11 protein-coding genes are annotated in these 14,403 nt (G+C 70.0%); all 11 read left to right on the top strand.

Annotation, left to right across the window (positions count from 1 at the left end):
• Positions 1-21 precede the first annotated feature (21 nt).
• The 11 genes from IE265_RS30505 to nuoN are packed head-to-tail and all read left to right on the top strand — an operon-like array spanning position 22 to position 14,368.
• The gene (locus IE265_RS30505; protein WP_190038972.1) at positions 22-1,338 is read left to right on the top strand and encodes an NADH-quinone oxidoreductase subunit D; all 1,317 of its coding nucleotides are present in this window, start codon (positions 22-24) and stop codon (positions 1,336-1,338) included.
• Positions 1,335-2,198, top strand: a complete 864-nt coding sequence (gene nuoE, locus IE265_RS30500; protein WP_190038971.1) for an NADH-quinone oxidoreductase subunit NuoE — start codon at positions 1,335-1,337, stop codon at positions 2,196-2,198. Before IE265_RS30505 ends, nuoE begins: the two co-directional genes overlap by 4 nt.
• Positions 2,198-3,571 (top strand): NADH-quinone oxidoreductase subunit NuoF, encoded by a 1,374-nt coding sequence (gene nuoF / locus IE265_RS30495; protein WP_190038970.1) that lies wholly within the window; start codon positions 2,198-2,200, stop codon positions 3,569-3,571. Before nuoE ends, nuoF begins: the two co-directional genes overlap by 1 nt.
• Positions 3,568-6,072, top strand: coding sequence for an NADH-quinone oxidoreductase subunit G (locus tag IE265_RS30490; RefSeq protein WP_190038969.1), 2,505 nt, complete (start codon positions 3,568-3,570; stop codon positions 6,070-6,072). The genes nuoF and IE265_RS30490 overlap by 4 nt, the downstream gene beginning before the upstream one ends.
• The gene (gene nuoH / locus IE265_RS30485; RefSeq protein WP_190038968.1) at positions 6,069-7,457 is read left to right on the top strand and encodes an NADH-quinone oxidoreductase subunit NuoH; all 1,389 of its coding nucleotides are present in this window, start codon (positions 6,069-6,071) and stop codon (positions 7,455-7,457) included. The genes IE265_RS30490 and nuoH overlap by 4 nt, the downstream gene beginning before the upstream one ends.
• A complete protein-coding gene (nuoI, locus tag IE265_RS30480; RefSeq protein WP_190038967.1) occupies positions 7,450-8,091 on the top strand; it encodes an NADH-quinone oxidoreductase subunit NuoI in 642 nt (213 codons plus the stop codon). Before nuoH ends, nuoI begins: the two co-directional genes overlap by 8 nt.
• Positions 8,088-8,897, top strand: coding sequence for an NADH-quinone oxidoreductase subunit J (locus IE265_RS30475; protein ID WP_190038966.1), 810 nt, complete (start codon positions 8,088-8,090; stop codon positions 8,895-8,897). The genes nuoI and IE265_RS30475 overlap by 4 nt, the downstream gene beginning before the upstream one ends.
• Positions 8,894-9,193, top strand: coding sequence for an NADH-quinone oxidoreductase subunit NuoK (gene nuoK / locus IE265_RS30470; RefSeq protein ID WP_004927567.1), 300 nt, complete (start codon positions 8,894-8,896; stop codon positions 9,191-9,193). Before IE265_RS30475 ends, nuoK begins: the two co-directional genes overlap by 4 nt.
• A gap of 11 nt (positions 9,194-9,204) precedes the next feature.
• Positions 9,205-11,145, top strand: coding sequence for an NADH-quinone oxidoreductase subunit L (gene nuoL, locus IE265_RS30465; RefSeq protein WP_190038965.1), 1,941 nt, complete (start codon positions 9,205-9,207; stop codon positions 11,143-11,145).
• 5 nt (positions 11,146-11,150) lie between these two features.
• The gene (locus IE265_RS30460) at positions 11,151-12,722 is read left to right on the top strand and encodes an NADH-quinone oxidoreductase subunit M (RefSeq protein WP_190038964.1); all 1,572 of its coding nucleotides are present in this window, start codon (positions 11,151-11,153) and stop codon (positions 12,720-12,722) included.
• Positions 12,719-14,368, top strand: coding sequence for an NADH-quinone oxidoreductase subunit NuoN (nuoN, locus tag IE265_RS30455; protein ID WP_190038963.1), 1,650 nt, complete (start codon positions 12,719-12,721; stop codon positions 14,366-14,368). The genes IE265_RS30460 and nuoN overlap by 4 nt, the downstream gene beginning before the upstream one ends.
• Positions 14,369-14,403: the final 35 nt, after the last annotated feature.

The following is a 14,403-nucleotide window of genomic DNA, read 5'->3' as shown; positions in this document are numbered from 1 at the left end:
CACTCCCTCCGGGAGGCCTCAATGACGCACGCATCCGCCCGAGAGACGACCGAGGGCACCGTCTACACGGTCACCGGCGGCGACTGGGACGAGGTCGTCCAGACCGCGGCCCGGGCCGACGACGAGCGCATCGTCGTCAACATGGGACCCCAGCACCCGTCCACGCACGGCGTGCTCCGGCTCATCCTGGAGATCGACGGCGAGACGGTCACCGAGGCCCGCTGCGGCATCGGATACCTGCACACCGGAATCGAGAAGAACCTCGAATTCCGTACGTGGACGCAGGGCACGACCTTCGTGACGCGCATGGACTACCTGACGTCCTTCTTCAACGAGACCGCGTACTGCCTCGGCGTCGAGAAACTGCTCGGCATCGAGGATCAGATCCCGGACCGCGCGACGATCATCCGCGTGCTCCTCATGGAGCTGAACCGGCTCTCCTCCCACCTCGTGTGCATCGCCACCGGCGGCATGGAGCTGGGCGCCACCACGATCATGATCTACGGATTCCGTGACCGTGAACTCATCCTCGACATCTACGAGCTGATCACCGGCCTGCGCATGAACCACGCGTTCATCAGGCCCGGCGGACTCGCCCAGGACCTGCCCCCGGGCGCGGTCGACCAGATCCGCGAGTTCGTGAAGACGATGCGGAAGAACCTTCCCGAGTACGACAAGCTCGCCACCGGGAACCCCATCTTCAAGGCCCGTATGCAGGACATCGGCCATCTCGACCTGACGGGCTGCATGGCCCTGGGGGCCACCGGGCCGATCCTCCGCTCGGCCGGTCTGCCGCACGACCTGCGCAAGGCGCAGCCGTACTGCGGATACGAGACGTACGACTTCGACGTCCCGACCACCGACACGTGCGACGCGTACGGGCGCTTCCTGATCCGGCTGGAGGAGATGCGCCAGTCGCTGTCGATCGTCGAGCAGTGCCTGGACCGGCTGGAGCCCGGCCCCGTCATGGTCGCGGACAAGAAGATCGCCTGGCCCGCCCAGCTCGCGCTCGGCCCCGACGGCCTCGGCAACTCGCTCGACCACATCAAGAAGATCATGGGCACCTCCATGGAGGCCCTGATCCACCACTTCAAGCTGGTGACCGAGGGCTTCCGCGTCCCGCCGGGACAGGCGTACGCGGCCGTCGAGTCACCCAAGGGGGAACTCGGCGTGCACGTCGTCTCCGACGGCGGCACCCGCCCCTTCCGGGTCCACTACCGCGACCCGTCCTTCACCAATCTGCAGGCCATGGCGGCGATGTGCGAGGGCGGCCAGGTCGCCGACGTCATCGTCGCCGTCGCGTCCATCGACCCCGTGATGGGAGGCGTCGACCGGTGACCACCACTCCTTCCGAGCAGGGTGTCAGTCTGGGCATGCCCCAGCTGCCCGCGCCCGACTACCCGGACGACGTCCGCGCCCGGCTGGAGGCGGACGCGCACGACGTGATCGCGCGCTACCCGGACTCCCGGTCGGCCCTCCTTCCGCTGCTGCACCTCGTGCAGTCGGAGGAAGGCCACGTGACCCGTACCGGCATGAGGTTCTGCGCCGACGTGCTCGGCCTGACCACGGCCGAGGTCACCGCGGTCGCCACCTTCTACTCCATGTACCGGCGCAGGCCGAGCGGCGACTACCAGGTGGGCGTCTGCACCAACACGCTGTGCGCGGTCATGGGCGGCGACGCGATCTTCGAGGCCCTCCAGGACCACCTCGGCGTCGGCAACGGCGGCACCACCGACGACGGCAAGGTCACGCTGGAGCACATCGAGTGCAACGCGGCCTGCGACTTCGCGCCGGTGGTGATGGTCAACTGGGAGTTCTTCGACAACCAGACCGTGTCGAGCGCGAAGGCGCTCGTCGACGACCTGCGCGCGGGCAACCAGGTCGACCCGACGCGCGGCGCGCCGCTGTGCACGTTCAAGGACACCGCCCGCATCCTGGCGGGCTTCCCGGACGAGCGCGAGGGCGCGGTCGAGGCGAGCGGAAGCGCCGGCCCGGCCTCGCTGATCGGTCTGCGGCTGGCCAGGGGCGAGACGTCCGCGGCGCGCGTGGTGCACCCGCGCGGCCCCGGAGCCCCCCGGGACGGCGCACCGCACGACCCGTCGCCGACCGAGCACCTCAGCTCGCACGACGCGCCGCAGGACACGTCGGCCTCCGACCCCGCCCACCCGGCCGGGCCCGCAGCCGAGGAGGGGGAGTGATGACCTTGTCCACTCAATACGGGGGCACCTCCCAGCCGGAGGCCGGCGGCGGAACGCCCGAGAAGCTGCTCTCGCCCGTACTCTCCGCCTTCTGGGACGAGGACAGGGCCTGGTCCCTGGACGTCTACCGCAGGCACGACGGGTACGAGGGCCTGCGCAAGGCCCTCGCCATGTCGCCCGACGACCTCATCGCGTACGTGAAGGACTCCGGTCTGCGCGGGCGCGGCGGCGCGGGATTCCCCACCGGGATGAAGTGGCAGTTCATCCCGCAGGGCGACGGCAAGCCCCACTACCTGGTGGTCAACGCCGACGAGTCGGAGCCCGGGACCTGCAAGGACATCCCGCTCCTGTTCGCCAACCCGCACAGCCTCATCGAGGGCATCGTCATCGCCTGCTACGCGATCCGGTCCTCGCACGCCTTCATCTACCTGCGCGGCGAGGTCGTCCCCGTGCTGCGCCGGCTGCACGAGGCCGTGCGCGAGGCCTATGCCGCGGGATACCTGGGCGAGAACATCCTGGGCAGCGGACTCGACCTCCAGCTCACCGTGCACGCGGGCGCCGGCGCCTACATCTGCGGTGAGGAGACGGCTCTCCTCGACTCGCTCGAAGGGCGCCGCGGCCAGCCCCGGCTGCGTCCCCCCTTCCCCGCGGTCGCGGGCCTCTACGCCTGCCCGACCGTGGTGAACAACGTGGAGTCGATCGCGTCGGTTCCCGCGATCCTCCACAGGGGCAAGGAGTGGTTCAGGTCGATGGGCAGCGAGAAGTCCCCGGGCTTCACGCTGTACTCGCTCAGCGGCCACGTCACCAGCCCCGGCCAGTACGAGGCGCCGCTCGGCATCACCCTGCGCCAGCTCCTCGACATGAGCGGCGGCATGAGGGCGGGCCACCGGCTCAAGTTCTGGACGCCGGGCGGCTCCTCCACCCCGATGTTCACCGACGAGCACCTCGACGTCCCGCTGGACTACGAGGGAGTGGGCGCCGCGGGCTCCATGCTCGGCACCAAGGCGCTCCAGTGCTTCGACGAGACGACCTGCGTGGTCCGGGCGGTCACCCGCTGGACCGAGTTCTACGCCCACGAGTCCTGCGGCAAGTGCACGCCCTGCCGCGAGGGCACGTACTGGCTCGTGCAGCTCCTGCGCGACATCGAGGCCGGCAAGGGCGCCATGTCCGACCTCGACAAGCTGAACGACATCGCCGACAACATCAACGGCAAGTCCTTCTGCGCCCTCGGTGACGGCGCCGCCTCGCCGATCTTCTCCTCCCTCAAGTACTTCCGCGAGGAGTACGAGGAGCACATCACCGGCCGCGGCTGCCCCTTCGATCCGGCGAAGTCGACGGCCTGGGCGGACAAGCACACGGAGGTGAACGCATGACCGTGACCACGAGCGCTCCCTCCGGGGGCGGAGAGGCGGCGGTCCCGCCGGAGGATCTCGTCTCGCTGACGATCGACGGCGTCGGGATCAGCGTGCCCAAGGGCACCCTGGTCATCAGGGCCGCCGAGGAGCTCGGCATCGAGATCCCCCGCTTCTGCGACCACCCGCTCCTCGACCCGGTCGGCGCCTGCCGGCAGTGCATCGTCGAGGTCGAGGGCCAGCGCAAGCCGATGGCGTCCTGCACCATCACCTGCACCGACGGCATGGTGGTGCGGACCCAGCTCACCTCGCCCGTCGCCGAGAAGGCCCAGCACGGGGTGATGGAGCTGCTGCTCATCAACCACCCGCTGGACTGCCCGGTCTGCGACAAGGGCGGCGAGTGCCCGCTGCAGAACCAGGCCGTGTCGCACGGCAGGTCCGAGTCCCGCTTCGAGGGCAGGAAGCGGACCTACGAGAAGCCCGTACCGATCTCCACCCAGGTGCTCCTCGACCGCGAGCGGTGCGTGCTGTGCGCCCGCTGCACCCGCTTCTCCAACCAGATCGCGGGCGACCCGATGATCGAGCTGATCGAGCGCGGCGCGCTCCAGCAGGTCGGCACCGGCGAGGGCGACCCCTTCGAGTCCTACTTCTCCGGCAACACCATCCAGATCTGCCCGGTCGGGGCCCTCACGTCCGCCGCGTACCGCTTCCGCTCCCGGCCCTTCGACCTCGTCTCCTCGCCCTCCGTGTGCGAGCACTGCTCCGGCGGCTGCGCGACCCGTACCGACCACCGGCGCGGCAAGGTCATGCGGCGCCTCGCGGCCCCGGACGCCGAGGTCAACGAGGAGTGGCTCTGCGACAAGGGGCGGTTCGGCTTCCGGTACGCGCAGCAGCGGGACCGGCTGACGACACCGCTGCTTCGGGGCGAGTCCGGGGAACTGGAGCCCGCCTCGTGGCCCGAGGCGCTGGAGGCCGCGGCCCGCGGACTGCTGGCCGCGCGCTCCAGGTCCGCCGTCCTCACCGGCGGCCGGCTGACCGTCGAGGACGCCTACGCGTACAGCAAGTTCGCGCGCGTGGCGCTCGACACCAACGACATCGACTTCCGGGCCCGCGTGCACAGCGGTGAGGAGGCCGACTTCCTGGCCGCCCGGGTCGCCGGACGCGGACGGGACCTCGACGGCACGGGCGTCACGTACACCCTGCTGGAGAAGGCACCCGCCGTCCTGCTCGCCGGGTTCGAGTCCGAGGAGGAGGCCCCCGGCGTCTTCCTGCGGCTGCGCAAGGCCTCGCGCGGGCACGGGCAGAAGACCTTCTCCCTCGCCACGCACGCCACCCGCGGACTGGAGAAGGCGGGCGGCACCCTGCTGCCGGCCGCGCCGGGCACCGAGACCCAGTGGCTGGACGCGCTGGCCTCCGGCACCGGACTGGAGGGCGACGGGGCGAAGGCCGCCGAGGCCCTGCGGGCCGAGGGTGCCGTGATCGTCGTCGGCGAGAGGCTGGCCTCCGTGGCCGGCGGGCTCACCGCCGCGGTACGGGCCTCGGCCGCCACCGGCGCCCAGCTCGTCTGGATCCCCCGCAGGGCCGGTGAGCGCGGCGCGATCGAGGCGGGCGCGCTCCCCTCGCTGCTGCCCGGCGGACGCCCGGCCACCGACCCGCGCGCGCGGGACGAGGTCGCCGCCGCCTGGGGCGTCGCCGAACTGCCGCACCGCTACGGCCGCGACACCGGTCAGATCGTCGAGGCCGCCGCCACCGGTGAACTGTCCGCGCTCGTCGTGGCGGGCGTGGAGGTCGCGGACCTCCCCGACCCGGCCCGGGCGCGCGAGGCGCTGTCCGCCGTGGGCTTCCTCGTCTCGCTGGAGCTGCGGCCCGGCGAGGTCACCCGGCACGCCGACGTGGTCCTCCCCGTCGCCGCGGTCGCCGAGAAGGCGGGCACCTTCCTCAACTGGGAGGGCCGGGCGCGCCTGTTCGACGCCGCCCTGAAGCCCGACCAGATGACCCGACGGGTCGCGCCCGCCGACGCCCGCGTCCTGCAGATGCTGGCCGACGCCATGGACGTGCACCTGGGGCTGCCCGATCTGCGCACCGCGCGCGCCGAGCTGGACCGGCTCGGCGGCTGGGACGGGCCGCGGGCCACCGCGCCCGCCGAGGCCGCAGTGCAGCCGCCGAGGCCCGCCGCCGGCGAGGCCGTGCTCGCGGGCCACCGGCTGCTGCTCGACCGGGGCCGCCTCCAGGAGGGCGACGAGGCGCTCGCCGGGACCCGGCACGCCGCACGCGCGCGTGTCTCGGCCGCGACGGCCGCCGAGGCGGGCGTCAAGGACGGCGACACCCTGGCCGTCCGGGGTCCCGCCGGAGCGGTCGAACTCCCGCTGCAGATCACCGAGATGCCCGACCGCGTGGTCTGGCTCCCGCTGAACTCCGCCCAAGGGGGCGTCGCCTCGGACACGGGCGCCCTGCCCGGCGCACTCGTCCGCATCGGCCCGGCGACGCCCGCCACCGAGTCCCCCAAGGAGGTGGAGGCATGACCGGGAACCTCGCCGCGCCCGTGTACCTGGCCGCGGAGGACCTCTCCATGTTCGGCCGCGACCCCTGGTGGCTCGTCGTCGTCAAGGCGGTCTTCTGCTTCGCCTTCCTGATGGTCACCGTGCTCTTCTCCATCGTGTGGGAGCGCAAGGTCGTCGCCTGGATGCAGCTGCGCATCGGCCCCAACCGCCACGGCCCCTGGGGCATGCTCCAGTCGCTCGCCGACGGCGTGAAGCTGATGCTCAAGGAAGACCTGATCGTCAAGCGCGCGGACAAGGTCGTCTACGTCCTCGCGCCGATCGTCGCCGCGATCCCGGCCTTCATGGCGATCGCGGTGATCCCCTTCGGCCCGGCCGGCAACGAGATCTCGATCTTCGGCCAGCGCACCACGATGCAGCTCACCGACCTGCCGATCGCGATGCTGTACATCCTCGCGGTCGCGTCGGTGGGCATCTACGGCATCGTGCTGGCCGGCTGGAGCTCCGGCTCCACCTATCCGCTCCTGGGCGGCCTGCGCTCCTGCGCGCAGATGATCTCGTACGAGATCGCCATGGGCGCCGCGTTCGCGTCGGTGTTCCTGTACTCCGGCTCGATGTCGACCTCGGAGATCGTCGCCCAGCAGCAGGACCGCTGGTACGTCCTCCTGCTGCCGGTGTCGTTCCTGATCTACATCGTGACGATGATCGGCGAGACCAACCGCGCCCCGTTCGACATGCCGGAGTCCGAGGGCGACCTCGTCGGCGGCTTCAACACCGAGTACTCCTCCATCAAGTTCGCGCTGTTCATGCTCGCCGAGTACGTGAACATGGTGACGGTCTCGGCGGTGTCGGTGACGCTGTTCCTGGGCGGCTGGCGGGCCCCGTGGCCGGTCAGCACCTTCTGGGAGGGCGCCAACCACGGCTGGTGGCCGATGCTCTGGTTCGTCATCAAGGTGCAGCTGCTGCTGTTCTTCTTCATCTGGCTGCGCGGCACGCTGCCCCGGGTCCGCTACGACCAGTTGATGAAGCTCGGCTGGAAGGTCCTCATCCCGGTCTCCGTGGTCTGGCTGATGCTCGTGGCGACCGTGCGGACCCTCCGCAACGAGAACTACGAGTTCGCCGACATCGCCCTGTACGTGGGCGGCGGAGTCCTGTTCCTGCTGCTGCTCTCCTTCGTGGCCGACACGCTGCGTGACCGGAAGGCATCCCAGGAGACGCCTCCCGAGCCCGTCGCCTTCGACCCCATGGCGGGCGGATTCCCCGTGCCGCCGCTGCCCGGACAGGAGCTGCCCGCGGTGCCGCGGCGACGCCCGCGCCGGGAGCGGGAGTTGATTGTCAGTGGCGGACCCGATACTGCCAGTGACGGACCCGATGGACCTCGTGACGGAAAGGAGGCGTCCGATGGCTGATGAGCAGAAGGAGACCAAACCCGGTTTCCAGAATCCCGTCGCAGGCTTCGGCGTGACCTTCAAGGCCATGTTCAAGAAGCGGCTGACCGAGCAGTATCCGGAGCAGCCGAAGACCACCGCCCCGCGGTTCCACGGCCGGCACCAGCTCAACCGCCACCCGGACGGCCTGGAGAAGTGCATCGGCTGCGAGCTGTGCGCCTGGGCCTGTCCCGCCGACGCCATCTACGTGGAGGGCGCGGACAACACCGAGGAGGAGCGCTACTCCCCGGGCGAGCGGTACGGCCGCGTCTACCAGATCAACTACGCCCGCTGCATCCTGTGCGGCCTGTGCATCGAGGCGTGCCCCACGCGCGCGCTGACGATGACCAACGAGTTCGAGCTGGCGGACAGCAGCCGCGCCAACCTCATCTACACCAAGGAGCAGCTGCTCGCCGGTCTGGAGGAGGGCATGGTCGACTCGCCGCACTCGATCTTCCCGGGCACGGACGAGCAGGACTACTACCGGGGACTGGTCACGGAGGCCGCGCCCGGTACGGAGCGCCAGGTCGCCGTCTCCCGGGGCGAGGTCCCGCAGGAGGCCGCCTCGACCTTCGGCGAGGACGAGCCGGCGTCGGGGAAGGTGGTCGGGCGATGACGGATGTCGCCGCCTACGCCACCTCCACCGGCGAGGCCTTCCAGTTCTGGGTCCTCGGCACCGTCGCCGTCGTCGGCGCCCTGTGCACCGTCTTCATGAAGAAGGCCGTGCACAGCGCGCTCTGCCTCGCCGGGACGATGATCGTCCTCGCGGTGTTCTACCTGGCCAACGGCGCCTATTTCCTGGGCATCGTGCAGATCGTCGTCTACACCGGCGCGATCATGATGCTGTTCCTCTTCGTGGTCATGCTCGTCGGCGTCACCGCGGCGGACTCGCTGAAGGAGACCATCAAGGGCCAGCGCTGGCTGGCCCTCCTGTGCGGTCTCGGCTTCGGCATCCTGCTCTGCGCGGGCATCGGGAACGCCTCGCTCCAGGAGTTCAACGGCCTGGCGCAGGCCAACTCCGGCGGCAACGTGGAGGGCCTGGCGGCCCTCATCTTCACGAAGTACGTCTTCGCCTTCGAGATCACCGGTGCCCTGCTCATCACGGCCGCCATCGGCGCCATGGTGCTCACGCACCGCGAGCGCACCGAGCGGGCCAGGACGCAGCGCGAACTGGCCGAGCAGCGCGTCAGGGAGGGCAAGCAGCTTCCGCCGCTGCCCGCTCCGGGCGTCTACGCCCGGCACAACGCGGTGGACGTCCCGGGCCTGCTCCCGGACGGCACCCCGTCCGAACTCACCGTCAGCCGGACGCTGCGCGAGCGCGGCCAGATCCGTGATGTCTCCGACGAGGCGATCCAGGATCTCAAGGCCCTGGAGCAGCGCGCCGGAGAACGCCTCGGCCGTGAAGAGGGGGTCGCGAAGTGAATCCCGTCAACTACCTGTACCTCGCCGCCCTGTTGTTCACGATCGGCGCCACCGGCGTGCTGATCAGGCGGAACGCGATCGTGGTGTTCATGTGCGTCGAGCTGATGCTCAACGCCTGCAACCTCGCGTTCGTGGCCTTCTCCCGTATGCACGGCAACCTCGACGGCCAGATCATCGCGTTCTTCACGATGGTCGTCGCCGCCGCGGAGGTCGTGGTCGGGCTCGCGATCATCGTGTCGCTGTTCCGTTCCCGCCACTCGGCCTCGGTCGACGACGCCAGCCTGATGAAGCTGTGAGGGGCTGAATCGTGTCCAACGCTGAGAATCTGATTGCGCTGCTCGTCGCGGCGCCTCTGCTCGGAGCGGCCGTCCTGCTCTGCGGCGGCCGGCGGCTGGACGCCGTCGGCCATGTGATCGGCACGGCCCTGTCGACCCTCTCCTTCGTGATCGGCGTGGTCCTCTTCGCCGACATGCTGGGCAGGGGCGCGGACGACCGCGCCATGTCCCAGCACCTGTTCAGCTGGATTCCCGTCGAGGGCTTCCAGGCGGACGTGGCCTTCCAGCTCGATCAGCTGTCGATGACGTTCGTACTGCTGATCAGCGGTGTCGGCTCGCTCATCCACCTGTACTCGATCGGGTACATGGAGCACGACGAGCGGCGCCGCCGCTTCTTCGGCTACCTGAACCTGTTCCTCGCGGCGATGCTGCTGCTCGTCCTCGCGGACAACTACCTCCTGCTGTACGTCGGCTGGGAGGGCGTCGGCCTCGCCTCGTACCTGCTGATCGGCTTCTGGCAGCACAAGCCCAGCGCCGCCACTGCCGCGAAGAAGGCCTTCCTGGTCAACCGCGTGGGCGACATCGGCCTGTCGATCGCGATCATGCTGATGTTCACCACCTTCGGGACCTTCGCCTTCGGGCCGGTCCTCGGGGCCGCCGACGAGGCCGGAGAGGGAAGGCTCACGGCCATCGGCCTGATGCTCCTCCTCGCCGCCTGCGGCAAGTCCGCCCAGGTGCCGCTGCAGTCCTGGCTCGGCGACGCGATGGAGGGCCCGACCCCGGTCTCGGCCCTCATCCACGCGGCGACCATGGTGACCGCGGGCGTGTACCTGATCGTCCGCTCCGGGGAGATCTTCAACGGCGCCCCGGACGCGCAGCTCGTCGTCACCGTGGTCGGAGCGGTCACGCTCCTCTTCGGTGCGATCGTCGGTTGCGCCAAGGACGACATCAAGAAGGCGCTCGCCGGTTCGACCATGTCGCAGATCGGCTACATGATCCTCGCGGCGGGCCTCGGCCCCATCGGCTACGCCTTCGCGATCATGCACCTGGTCACGCACGGCTTCTTCAAGGCCGGGCTCTTCCTCGGCGCCGGTTCGGTCATGCACGGCATGAACGACGAGGTCGACATGCGCAAGTACGGCGGCCTGCGGAAGTACATGCCGATCACCTTCGTCACGTTCGGCCTCGGCTACCTCGCCATCATCGGGTTCCCGGGCCTGTCCGGCTTCTTCTCCAAGGACAAGATCATCGAGGCGGCCTTCGCCAAGGGCGGCACCGAGGGCTGGATCCTCGGCGGCGTGGCCCTGCTGGGCGCCGGGATCACCGCGTACTACATGACACGCGTGATGATCATGACCTTCTTCGGTGAGGAGCGCTGGCGCAAGTCGGCGGCCCCGGCCGAGCCGGGCGTCGCGCCCGCGTCCGGGGAGCACGACGAGCCCCACCCGCACGAGTCCCCCCGGAGCATGACGATCCCCATGATCGTGCTGGCCTTCGGATCGGTCTTCGCCGGCGGCTACTTCAGCATCGGCGAGCGGTTCGTGCACTGGCTGGAGCCGGTCACCGGATACGACCACGGCCACCCGCCGGTCAGCGCCCTGACCGTCACCCTGGCCACCATGGTGATGCTCGTCGTCGGCGTGGGCATCGCCTACGTCCAGTACGGGCGCGGCCCCGTCCCGGTGCTCGCCCCGCGCGGTTCCCTGCTCACCAGGGCCGCCCGGCGCGACCTCTACCAGGACGACTTCAACCACGTCGTGCTCGTACGCGGCGGAGAGCACCTCACGCGCTCCCTCGTGTACGTGGACCACACCCTCGTCGACGGGGTGGTCAACGGTACGGCGGCCTCGATGGGCGGCCTCTCCGGACGGCTCCGCAAGCTCCAGAACGGCTACGCGCGGTCGTACGCGGTCTCGATGTTCGGCGGCGCGGCGATCCTCGTCGCCGCGACCCTGCTGATGAGGGCGGTCTGATACCGATGTCCTTTCCCCTCCTGACAGCGACGGCGGCGCTCCCGGCCCTCGGGGCGATCGCCACGGCCGCCGTGCCGGCCGCGCGCCGTACCGCGGCCAAGTGGCTGGCGCTGCTCGTCTCGCTCGCCACGCTGGTGCTGGCCCTGGTCGTCATGGTCCGCTTCGACCCCGGCGGCGACCGCTACCAGCTCACCGAGTCGCACCCCTGGATCAGCGACTTCGGGGTGCGCTACGAGCTGGGCGTGGACGGCATCGGGGTGGCGCTCATCGCGCTGACCGCCCTGCTGATCCCCTTCGTGATCCTCGCGGGCTGGCACGACGCCGACCCGCTGGAGACCCACAGCAGCCGCTGGCGGCCGACGCAGGGCTTCTTCGCCCTGATCCTCGCCGTCGAGGCGATGGTGATCATCTCCTTCGAGGCCACCGACGTCTTCCTCTTCTACATCTTCTTCGAAGCCATGCTCATCCCGATGTACTTCCTCATCGGCGGCTTCGGGGACCGGGCCCACTCGGGCACCGACGAGAACGCGGCGGCCCAGCGCTCGTACGCGGCCGTGAAGTTCCTCCTCTACAACCTGGCCGGCGGCCTCATCATGCTGGCCGCCGTCATCGGGCTCTACGTGGTCGCCGGGAGCTTCTCGCTCCAGGAGATCGCCGCCGCCCGTGCCGACGGGTCGCTGGAGATGGCGACCACCACCGAGCGCTGGCTCTTCCTGGGCTTCTTCTTCGCCTTCGCGGTGAAGGCGCCCCTGTGGCCGCTGCACACCTGGCTGCCCAACGCGATGGGGGAGGCCACCACACCGGTCGCCGTCCTCATCACGGCCGTGGTCGACAAGGTCGGCACCTTCGCGATGCTCCGCTTCTGCCTCCAGCTCTTCCCGGAGGCCAGCAAGTGGGCGACGCCCGCCATCCTCGTCCTCGCCCTGATCAGCATCATCTACGGGGCGCTGCTCGCGGTCGGCCAGCGTGACATCAAGCGCCTGGTGGCGTACGCCTCGATCTCCCACTTCGGCTTCATCATCATGGGCATCTTCGCGATGACGAGCCAGGGCCAGTCGGGCGCGACGCTCTACATGGTCAACCACGGGATCTCGACCGCCGCGCTGATGCTGGTGGCCGGCTTCCTGATCTCGCGCCGCGGCTCGCGGCTGATCGCCGACTACGGAGGAGTGCAGAAGGTCGCCCCGGTGCTCGCCGGCACCTTCCTGATCGGCGGTCTGGCGACCCTGTCCCTGCCGGGGCTGGCGCCGTTCGTGAGCGAGTTCCTGGTGCTGGTCGGCACGTTCGCGCGCTACCCGGTGATCGGGATCATCGCCACCTTCGGCATCGTGCTGGCCGCGCTCTACACGCTGGTCCTGTACCAGCGGACGATGACGGGCCCGGTCAAGCCCGAGGTGTCCACGATGCCCGACCTCAGGGTGCGTGAGCTCCTTGTGGTCGCCCCGCTGATCGCACTGCTGATCTTCCTGGGCGTCTTCCCGAAGCCGGTGACCGAGATCATCGACCCGGCGGTCCAGCAGACCCTGTCCGACGTCCAGAAGAAGGACCCCCAGCCCGAGGTGGAGGCGGCCAAGTGAGCGCAGCAGCCGTCCACAGCCTGTGGACAATGGCGGCCGACCCGATCGACAAGATCGACGCGCCGAAGATCGAATACGGGCAGTTGTCGCCCATCCTGATCGTCATCGGTGCGGCGATCGTCGGGGTGCTGATCGAGGCCTTCGTGCCCCGGAAGTCCCGTTACCACGTCCAGGTGTTCATGTCCGTCGTCGCCCTCGCCGCCGCCTTCGCCGCGGTCGTGGGGCTCGCGGCGGGCGGATACGGCACCACCAAGGCCGGCATCGCCGCGATGGGAGCCATCGCGGTCGACGGACCGGCGCTCTTCCTGCAGGGCACGATCCTGCTGGCGGGCGTGCTCGGCGTCTTCACCTTCGCCGAGCGCAGGCTCGACCCGGTGGCCCACGGCAACCGCGTCGACTCGTTCGCCGCCCAGGCAGCCTCCGTGCCGGGCAGCGAAAGCGAGAAGGCCGCGGTCAAGGCCGGGTTCACCACCACCGAGGTGTTCCCGCTGCTGCTCTTCGCCATCGGCGGGATGCTCGTCTTCCCCGCGGCGAACGACCTGCTGACCCTGTTCATCGCCCTGGAAGTCTTCTCGCTGCCGCTCTACCTGCTCTGTGCCGTGGCCCGCCGCAAGCGGATCCTGTCGCAGGAGGCCGCGGTCAAGTACTTCCTGCTCGGCGCCTTCGCGTCCGCGTTCACCCTCTTCGGCATCGCCCTCCTCTACGGCTACGCGGGCTCCGTCTCGTACGCGACGGTCGCCCAGGTCGTGGACGGCTCCATCGAGACGGTGAACCCGGCGCTCGCCGACACCATGGGCAACGACGCGCTGCTGCTCATCGGCGTCGCGATGGTCGTGATGGGCCTGCTGTTCAAGGTCGGCGCCGTCCCGTTCCACATGTGGACGCCGGACGTCTACCAGGGAGCGCCCACCCCGGTCACGGGCTTCATGGCCGCCGCGACCAAGGTGGCCGCCTTCGGCGCGCTGCTGCGGCTGCTGTACGTGGTCCTGCCGGGCCTCAGGTGGGACTGGCGGCCCGTGATGTGGGGTGTCGCGGTCGTCACGATGCTGGGCGGCGCGATCGTCGCGATCACCCAGACCGACATCAAGCGGCTCCTCGCGTACTCGTCGATCGCGCACGCCGGGTTCATCCTCGCGGGTGTCATCGCGACGACACCGGAGGGCGTCTCGTCGGTGCTCTTCTACCTGGGCGGGTACTCGTTCGTCACGATCGGCGCCTTCGCGGTGGTGACCCTCGTGCGGGACGCGGGCGGCGAGGCGACGCACCTGTCCAAGTGGGCCGGTCTGGGGCGCAGGTCCCCACTGGTGGCCGCCGTGTTCGCGGTCTTCCTGCTGGCCTTCGCGGGCATTCCGCTGACCTCGGGCTTCGCCGGGAAGTTCGCGGTGTTCAAGGCGGCGGCCGAGGGCGGCGCGGGCGCGCTGGTCGTGGTCGGTGTCATCTCGTCGGCCATCGCGGCGTTCTTCTACATCCGTGTGATCGTGCTCATGTTCTTCAGTGAGCCGCGTCCCGAGGGGCCGACGGTCGCCGTGCCGTCGCCGCTCACCATGACGGCGATCGGCGTGGGCGTGGCGGTCACGCTGGTGCTCGGCGTCGCGCCGCAGTACTTCCTCGACCTGGCGGGACAGGCGGGCGTGTTCGTCCGCTGACCCGGCACGTCGCGGGCGACGGCCCGGCCCCCTCC

The organism is Streptomyces fructofermentans (assembly GCF_014651055.1).
Classification (GTDB): Bacteria; Actinomycetota; Actinomycetes; order Streptomycetales; family Streptomycetaceae; genus Streptomyces; species Streptomyces fructofermentans.
This window is presented reverse-complemented; position numbering and strand designations above follow the sequence as displayed.

Coding starts and splice junctions, on each gene's coding strand:
- IE265_RS30505 (WP_190038972.1), top strand. CDS start 22: ATGACGCACGCATCCGCCCGAGAGACGACCGAGGGCACCGTCTACACG.
- nuoF (WP_190038970.1), top strand. CDS start 2,198: ATGACCTTGTCCACTCAATACGGGGGCACCTCCCAGCCGGAGGCCGGC.
- IE265_RS30490 (WP_190038969.1), top strand. CDS start 3,568: ATGACCGTGACCACGAGCGCTCCCTCCGGGGGCGGAGAGGCGGCGGTC.
- nuoH (WP_190038968.1), top strand. CDS start 6,069: ATGACCGGGAACCTCGCCGCGCCCGTGTACCTGGCCGCGGAGGACCTC.
- nuoI (WP_190038967.1), top strand. CDS start 7,450: ATGGCTGATGAGCAGAAGGAGACCAAACCCGGTTTCCAGAATCCCGTC.
- IE265_RS30475 (WP_190038966.1), top strand. CDS start 8,088: ATGACGGATGTCGCCGCCTACGCCACCTCCACCGGCGAGGCCTTCCAG.
- IE265_RS30460 (WP_190038964.1), top strand. CDS start 11,151: ATGTCCTTTCCCCTCCTGACAGCGACGGCGGCGCTCCCGGCCCTCGGG.